This is a genomic window from Streptomyces murinus (genome assembly GCF_002154555.1).
Taxonomy (GTDB): Bacteria; Actinomycetota; Actinomycetes; order Streptomycetales; family Streptomycetaceae; genus Streptomyces; species Streptomyces murinus.
Genome location: NZ_MUNF01000769.1, coordinates 1 through 7,267 on the forward strand (window position 1 = coordinate 1; position 7,267 = coordinate 7,267).

At 72.2% G+C, this 7,267-nt stretch carries 7 protein-coding genes and 1 riboswitch; of the genes, 5 read left to right on the top strand and 2 right to left on the bottom strand.

Features of this window, described 5'->3' with window-relative positions; translation table 11 throughout:
- Positions 1-199: molybdopterin-binding protein (locus CCN72_RS34630; RefSeq protein ID WP_483027297.1), on the bottom strand; the 199-nt coding region annotated here is incomplete at its 3' end.
- Positions 200-405: 206 nt separating this feature from the next.
- Here CCN72_RS34630 and modA point away from each other — a divergent pair.
- The 4 genes from modA to CCN72_RS34650 all read left to right on the top strand — a co-directional run bounded on the left by modA (position 406) and on the right by CCN72_RS34650 (position 3,748).
- The gene (gene modA, locus CCN72_RS34635; protein ID WP_086812305.1) at positions 406-1,227 is read left to right on the top strand and encodes a molybdate ABC transporter substrate-binding protein; all 822 of its coding nucleotides are present in this window, start codon (positions 406-408) and stop codon (positions 1,225-1,227) included.
- Positions 1,224-2,135 (top strand): molybdate ABC transporter permease subunit, encoded by a 912-nt coding sequence (gene modB / locus CCN72_RS34640; protein ID WP_086812307.1) that lies wholly within the window; start codon positions 1,224-1,226, stop codon positions 2,133-2,135. Before modA ends, modB begins: the two co-directional genes overlap by 4 nt.
- 61 nt (positions 2,136-2,196) lie before the next feature.
- Complete coding sequence (locus tag CCN72_RS34645) at positions 2,197-3,300, top strand: ABC transporter ATP-binding protein (RefSeq protein ID WP_086812309.1); 1,104 nt, start codon at positions 2,197-2,199, stop codon at positions 3,298-3,300.
- A 28-nt stretch (positions 3,301-3,328) separates the two neighbouring features.
- Entirely contained in the window at positions 3,329-3,748 is a 420-nt protein-coding gene (locus tag CCN72_RS34650; protein ID WP_086812310.1) for a TOBE domain-containing protein, read from the top strand.
- A 136-nt stretch (positions 3,749-3,884) separates the two neighbouring features.
- Here the strand turns inward: CCN72_RS34650 and gcvP are convergent, their stop codons facing one another.
- Positions 3,885-6,770, bottom strand: a complete 2,886-nt coding sequence (gcvP, locus tag CCN72_RS34655; RefSeq protein ID WP_086812312.1) for an aminomethyl-transferring glycine dehydrogenase — start codon at positions 6,768-6,770, stop codon at positions 3,885-3,887.
- Positions 6,771-6,942: 172 nt separating this feature from the next.
- Positions 6,943-7,038, bottom strand: a riboswitch (glycine riboswitch).
- 62 nt (positions 7,039-7,100) lie between these two features.
- Here gcvP and CCN72_RS34660 point away from each other — a divergent pair.
- Positions 7,101-7,267, top strand: a 167-nt coding sequence (locus CCN72_RS34660) for a PRC-barrel domain-containing protein (protein ID WP_143664304.1), incomplete at its 3' end; no start/stop codon positions are given.

Genomic DNA, 7,267 nt, shown 5'->3' on the forward strand with positions numbered 1-7,267 from the left:
GCACCACCGCTTCACCGGGCCGCGGCTGTACGACGTCCTCGTCGACGCGGGGCCCGGTGAAGCGGTGGTGCTGCGTGCCGCTGGTCGCGCACTCGAAGCTGACGGCCACCCGGTGCTGTGGCCAGCGCAGCAGGTCCGGCACGGTCAGCCGGGAGGGCCGTACGAGATCTCCGCTCAGGGCGAGTCGGGCGAGTGTCACCTGCGACCACCTCCGGCAGGACGGTACCCGCGACGGAGCCCCGTACAAACGCACATGCCAGCCACACCGCGCAAGATCCCAGCTCATGCGATGCGACAAGGGACTTACAGCTGGCAGATGCGGCAGTATCATCGCGGCACGGCAGGTTCGTACAACCGTGCCAGGGCGCGACAGTCGTTCCGCACAACACGAGGAGCAGAACCGTGATGACCCCTTCCGTGCGCCGGACCCGGCGGATGCTCGAGCTGGCCGGCGCGGGAGCCGCCGCCCTGTTGACCCTCAGCGCCTGCTCGTCCTCCTCCGGGTCCTCGAACACGGCCTCGGACGCGTCGGGTTCCGCCTCCCCCAAGCTGTCCGGCACGGTCACCGTGTTCGCCGCCGCCTCGCTCCAGGAGAGCTTCACCGCCCTCGGCAAGGAGTTCGAGCAGCAGCACCCGGGCACCAAGGTCACCTTCAGCTTCGGCGGCAGCGACACCCTCGCCGCGAGCATCACCGGCGGCGCCCCGGCCGATGTCTTCGCCGCCGCCAGCCCCAAGACCATGGCCACCGTGACGGACGCCAAGGACGCGGCCGGCACCCCGGAGACCTTCGTACGCAACCAGCTGGAGATCGCCACCCTGCCCGGCAACCCCGGCAAGGTCGCCTCCCTGAAGGACCTCACCAAGCCCGGTCTGAAGGTCGTCCTGTGCGACAAGACCGTGCCCTGCGGCGCCGCCGCCCAGAAGGCGCTGGACGCCAGCCACCTCAAGCTCACCCCGGTCTCCTACGAGCAGGACGTCAAGAGCGCCCTGAACAAGGTCGAGCTGAAGGAGGCCGACGCCGCGGTGGTGTACAAGACCGATGTGCACGCCGCGGGTGACAAGGTGGAGGGCGTGGAGTTCCCCGAGTCCGCCAAGGCCGTCAACGACTACCCGATCGCCCTGCTGAAGAACGCCAGGAACGCGGAGACCGCGAAGGCGTTCATCGCCCTCGTGCGGTCCGCCGAGGGCCAGAAGGTGCTGGGCGAGGCCGGGTTCCTCAAGCCGTGACCTCACCCGATGAGCCCGGCGCCGCGACCGGTCCCCGCACGGACCGGCCGCGGCGCCGCCGTGTCGGGAAGGGCGGGGGCGCCGGTGGGAGCGGGGGTACGACGCCCCGCCGTATCCGCGTGGCCGGTCGCCGCGGTGTTCCGCTGCCACTGCTGCTGCCCGGCGTCCTCGCCCTCGTCTTCCTCCTGCTGCCGCTGCTCGCGCTGCTCGTCCGCGCCCCCTGGCGGAGCCTGCCGGACCAGCTGACCAGCACCGAGGTGTGGCAAGCGCTCCAGCTGTCGCTGGTCAGCGCCACCCTGGCGACCGCCGTCAGCCTCGTCCTCGGCGTGCCGCTGGCCTGGCTGCTGGCCCGTACCGACTTCCCCGGGCGCGGTCTGGTGCGCGCCCTGGTGACCCTGCCGCTGGTGCTGCCGCCGGTCGTCGGCGGGGTGGCCCTGCTGCTGGCGCTCGGCCGCAACGGCGTCATCGGCAAGTGGCTCGACGCCTGGTTCGGGGTCACCCTGCCGTTCACCACCACCGCGGTGGTGCTCGCGGAGGCGTTCGTCGCGATGCCGTTCCTGGTGATCAGCGTGGAGGGCACCCTGCGCGCCGCCGACCCCCGTTTCGAGGAGGCGGCCACCACGCTCGGCGCCTCCCGCTTCACCGCGTTCCGCCGGGTCACGCTGCCGCTGATCGCGCCCGGCGTCGCGGCGGGCGCCGTACTGGCCTGGGCGCGGGCGCTCGGCGAGTTCGGCGCCACGATCACTTTCGCGGGCAACTTCCCCGGCCGCACCCAGACCATGCCCCTCGCGGTCTACCTCGCCCTCCAGAACGACCCCGAGGCCGCGATCTCGCTGAGCCTCGTCCTGCTGGCCGTCTCCATCGCGGTGCTGGCGGGACTGCGCGACCGCTGGCTGACGGGGGTGTGACATGACGGCAGGACGGCGGACCACACCCACCGAGCAGTCACGGCCGAAGGATCCCGCACGCATGACCGACGCCCCGGCCCCCGACGCCCAGGGTCCCGACGCGCAGGACCCGGAGCGGGCGGACCGGCAGGGGCTCGACGCCCGGCTCGTCGTGGACCGGGGCGGCTTCCGGCTGGACGTGGCCCTGACGGCGGCGCCCGGTGACGTGGTCGCGCTGCTGGGCCCCAACGGCGCGGGCAAGACCACCGCGCTGCGCGTCCTCGCCGGTCTGGTGCCGCTCAGCGGGGGCCATCTCCGGCTCGACGGCGTCCCGTTGGAGCGGGTGGCGCCGGAGTCCCGCCCGGTCGGCGTCGTCTTCCAGGACTACCTCCTCTTCCCGCATCTGTCCGCGCTGGACAACGTGGCGTTCGGGCCGCGCTGCCAGGGCCGGGGCAAGGCGGAGGCCCGTGCGCTGGCCGCGGCCTGGCTGGAGCGCATGGGGCTCGCCGAGCACGCGGGCGCGAAGCCGCGCCGGCTGTCCGGCGGCCAGGCCCAGCGCGTGGCCCTCGCCCGCGCCCTGGCCACCCGGCCCCGGCTGCTCCTCCTGGACGAGCCGCTGGCCGCCCTCGACGCCCGTACCCGGCTGGAGGTCCGCGCCCAACTCCGGCGCCATCTGGCCGAGTTCGAGGCGGTCGCCGTCCTCGTCACCCACGATCCGCTGGACGCCATGGTGCTCGCGGACCGCCTGGTCGTGGTGGAGCACGGCCGGATCGTCCAGGAGGGCGCCCCCGCCGACATCGCCCGCCGTCCGCGCACGGACTACATCGCCCAGCTCGTCGGTCTGAACCTCTACCGTGGCGAGGCCGCGGGCCACACGGTACGACTGGACGCCGGGCCCTCGATCACCACCACCGAGGAGTTGTCCGGACCGGCCTTCGTGGCCTTCCCGCCCTCGGCCGTGACCCTCTTCCGGGACCGGCCCACCGGGGCCAGCGCCCGTAATCTGTGGCGCTGCGCGGTGGCCGGCCTGGAGACGCACGGCGACCAGATCCGCGCCGATCTCACCGGTGAGCTCCCGCTCGCCGCCGACCTCACCACGGTGGCCGCCGCCGAACTGGAGCTCCAGCCCGGTGCACCGGTCTGGGCGACAGTCAAAGCGACCCAGACCCACGCATACCCCGCCTGAGCCAACGGGCGCTCTACGGTGGGTGCCCATGACCCTGAGCATCCGCAACCAGCTCCCCGGCAGCGTCACCGCGGTCCACCCGGGCGAGGCCATGGCCACCGTCGAGGTCCTCCTTGAGGGCGGCCAGCACCTCACCGCGGCCATCACCCTGGCGGCCGCCGAGGACCTGGCCCTCGCCCCCGGCACCCCGGTGCGCGCCCTGGTGAAGTCGACCGAGGTCTCCGTCGCCACGGCCCAGATCGAGGGCCTGTCGATCCGCAACCAGCTGCCCGGCACGGTGGTCGGCCTGACCACCGGCGCCGTCATGGCGACCGTGCGGATCTCCGTCCCGGGCGGCGAGGTGACCGCCGCGATCACCCGGGACGCGGCCATCCAGCTGGGCCTGTTCGTGGGCTCCGACGTGGTCGCCCTGATCAAGGCGACCGAGGTGGCCCTGGAGACGGCGTAGGGCGACCGGGTCCGTCCCTGGGCGGGTGTCCCGGGTGTCCCGGCCGTCCCCCTACTGGCGGCCGAAGCACCCCTGACGCCCGAGGGCCCCGCCCGGACATCCGGACGGGGCCCTCGGGGGCACGGCTGCGGCGCGGTCAGTCCTCGTACGCGTCCAGCGGCGGGCAGGAGCAGACCAGGTTGCGGTCGCCGAAGGCCTGGTCGATGCGGCGCACCGGCGGCCAGTACTTGTCGGCCACCGAGACCCCGGCCGGGAAGACGGCCTCCTCGCGGCTGTAGGCGTGCGTCCACTCACCGCCGAGCGCGCCCGCGGTGTGCGGGGCGTTGTGCAGCGGGTTGTCCTCGGCGGGCCACTCGCCGGAGCCGACCTTCTCGATCTCCGCGCGAATCTCGATCATCGCGTCGCAGAACCGGTCCAGCTCGATGATGTCCTCCGACTCGGTCGGCTCGATCATCAGCGTGCCGGCCACCGGGAACGACATGGTCGGGGCGTGGAAGCCGTAGTCGATCAGGCGCTTGGCCACGTCGTCCACGCTGACGCCGGTCGCCTTGGTCAGCGGGCGCAGGTCGATGATGCACTCGTGCGCGACCAGGCCGCCGGGGCCGGTGTAGAGCACCGGGAAGTGCGGCTCCAGGCGCTTGGCGATGTAGTTCGCGGAGAGCACGGCCACCTGGGTGGCCCGCTTGAGGCCCTCGCCGCCCATCAGCCGGACGTACGCCCAGGAGATCGGCAGGATGCCCGCCGAGCCCCACGGCGCCGCCGAGACCGGGCCGACGCCCGTCTCCGGGCCGGCCGCCGGCTGGAGCGGGTGGTTGGGCAGGTACGGCGCGAGGTGCGAGCGGACCGCGACCGGGCCGACGCCGGGGCCGCCGCCGCCGTGCGGGATGCAGAAGGTCTTGTGCAGGTTCAGGTGCGAGACGTCGCCGCCGAAGTGGCCCGGCTTGGCGAGGCCGACCAGGGCGTTCAGGTTGGCGCCGTCGACGTACACCTGGCCGCCGGCCTCGTGCACCCGGGCGCAGATGTCGGCGACGTGCTCCTCGAACACACCGTGCGTGGACGGGTAGGTGATCATCAGCACGGCCAGCTGCTCGCGGTGCTGCTCGATCTTGGCCCGCAGGTCCTCGACGTCGATCTCGCCGTCCTCGGACGTCTTGACGACGACGACCTTCATGCCGGCCATCACGGCGCTGGCCGCGTTGGTGCCGTGCGCGGAGGACGGGATGAGGCAGACGGTGCGCTGCTCGTCGCCGTTCGCGCGGTGGTAGCCGCGGACGGCCAGCAGACCGGCCAGCTCGCCCTGGGAGCCGGCGTTCGGCTGCAAGGAGACCTTGTCGTAGCCGGTGACCTCGGCGAGACGGTCCTCCAGCTCATGGATGAGCGTGAGGAAGCCCTCGGCCTGCTCGGCGGGCGCGAAGGGGTGCAGCGCGCCGAACTCGGGCCAGGTGATGGGCTCCATCTCGGTGGTCGCGTTGAGCTTCATGGTGCAGGAGCCCAGCGGGATCATGCCGCGGTCGAGCGCGTAGTCGCGGTCGGACAGCTTGCGCAGGTAGCGCAGCATCGCGGTCTCGGAGCGGTGCTGGTGGAAGACCGGGTGGGCGAGGACCTCGTCGCCGCGCAGCAGCGCCTCGGGCAGCGCGTCCTCAGTGGCCGCGTCCAGCGCCGCCAGGTCGGCGTCGACGCCGAAGGCGGCCCATACGCTCTCCAGCTGCGCCCGCGTGGTGGTCTCGTCACAGGCCAGGGAGACGTGGTCGGCGTCGGCCAGGTGCAGGTTGACGCCCTTGTCCCGGGCGGCGGCGACGATCTCGGCGGCCTTGCCGGGCACGTGCGTGGTGATGGTGTCGAAGAAGGCGCCGTGCGTGATCTCGATGCCGCCGGCCTTCAGGCCCTCGGCGAGCAGCGTCGCGTAGCGGTGGGTGCGCCGGGCGATGGTCCGAAGGCCCTCGGGGCCGTGGTAGACGGCGTACATGCCGGCCATGACGGCGAGCAGCACCTGCGCGGTACAGATGTTGCTGGTGGCCTTCTCGCGGCGGATGTGCTGCTCACGGGTCTGGAGGGCCAGCCGGTAGGCCTTGTTGCCGTCGGCGTCGACGGACACGCCGACCAGGCGGCCAGGCAGGCTGCGGGCGAACTTCTCGTGCACCGCCATGTAGCCGGCGTGCGGGCCGCCGAAGCCCATCGGGACGCCGAAGCGCTGGGTGGTGCCGATGGCGATGTCGGCGCCCAGCTCACCCGGGGAGGTCAGCAGGGTGAGGGCGAGGAGATCGGCGGCGACGGTGACGAGCGCGCCCAGCTCGTGCGCCTGCTCGATCACCGGCTTGATGTCGCGTACGGCACCGGAGGCGCCGGGGTACTGGAGCAGCACGCCGTTGATGTCACGGGCGGCGATGTCGGCCGGGATGCCCGCGCTCAGGTCGGCGACGACGACCTCGACGCCGGTCGGCTCGGCGCGGGTCTGGATGACGGCGATGGTCTGCGGCAGGGCGTCCGCGTCGACCAGGAAGAGGCCCTTCTTGTTCTTGCCCATGCGCCGGGACAGCGCCATGGCCTCGGCGGCGGCCGTGCCCTCGTCCAGGAGGGAGGCGCCGGAGGTGGGCAGACCGGTGAGGTCGGCGACCATGGTCTGGAAGTTCAGCAGGGCTTCCAGGCGGCCCTGGGAGATCTCCGGCTGGTAGGGCGTGTAGGCCGTGTACCAGGCCGGGTTCTCCAGGACGTTGCGCAGGATGACCGGCGGGGTGAAGGTGCCGTGGTAACCCAGGCCGATCATGGAGCCGAGGACCTGGTTGCGGTCGGCGAGCGAGCGCAGCTCGGCCAGCACCTCGGCCTCGGTGCGGGCGCCCGGCAGGTCGAGGGCGTCGGCGTTCTTGATCACATCCGGGACCGCGGCGGCGGTCAGCTCGTCCAGGGAGCCGTAGCCGACCTGGGCGAGCATCTTGGCCCGCGCCTCCTGGTCGGGCCCGATGTGGCGCTGTTCGAAGGGGATGCCCGCTTCGAGCTCGGAGAGCGGAATGCGATGGGCGGTCATTGCGGAGGCCTCCTGGTCTGACGACCTTCGAAGGGCACCACGGCGCGGGTGCCCGGACGGCCTCCCCCTCTGTCATCTCAACCTGAGAGCTTCACCGGCACCTTGACGGCGCCGGCTTTCACCGTCGGTGAGAGCGGAAGCCGTCGACACCCGCCCTGCTTTCCAGAGTGACCTCGTCCATGCGGTACGTGAGCCTGAGAGATTCCGGGGAGGATTTGCTCCTTCGGCGCCTCCGAGGTGGGTCGGAGGACTCTCCCGCACGGGGTCAGCAGCCGCAATCAGCCTACCAGCGAGGTCAACGGCCGGATTCTCAAGTGGCCGCCGCAGTGAATGTGCTCTTTCGTAGTGCTTACGGATGAGTTGCGACCAGCTGGAGGGAGAGGGGCCGTGGAGACCGACATCGATCCGCGCAACCTGATCGGCCGCAAGGCGTTCGACCGCAATGGCACCAAGATCGGCACCATCGACGAGGTGTACCTGGACGACGCCACCGGTGT

What these genes read in the sequence shown, in the direction of transcription:
- modA (WP_086812305.1), top strand. Translation starts at nt 406, where the DNA reads ATGACCCCTTCCGTGCGCCGGACCCGGCGGATGCTCGAGCTGGCCGGC.
- CCN72_RS34645 (WP_086812309.1), top strand. Translation starts at nt 2,197, where the DNA reads ATGACCGACGCCCCGGCCCCCGACGCCCAGGGTCCCGACGCGCAGGAC.
- CCN72_RS34650 (WP_086812310.1), top strand. Translation starts at nt 3,329, where the DNA reads ATGACCCTGAGCATCCGCAACCAGCTCCCCGGCAGCGTCACCGCGGTC.
- gcvP (WP_086812312.1), bottom strand. Translation starts at nt 6,770, where the DNA reads ATGACCGCCCATCGCATTCCGCTCTCCGAGCTCGAAGCGGGCATCCCC.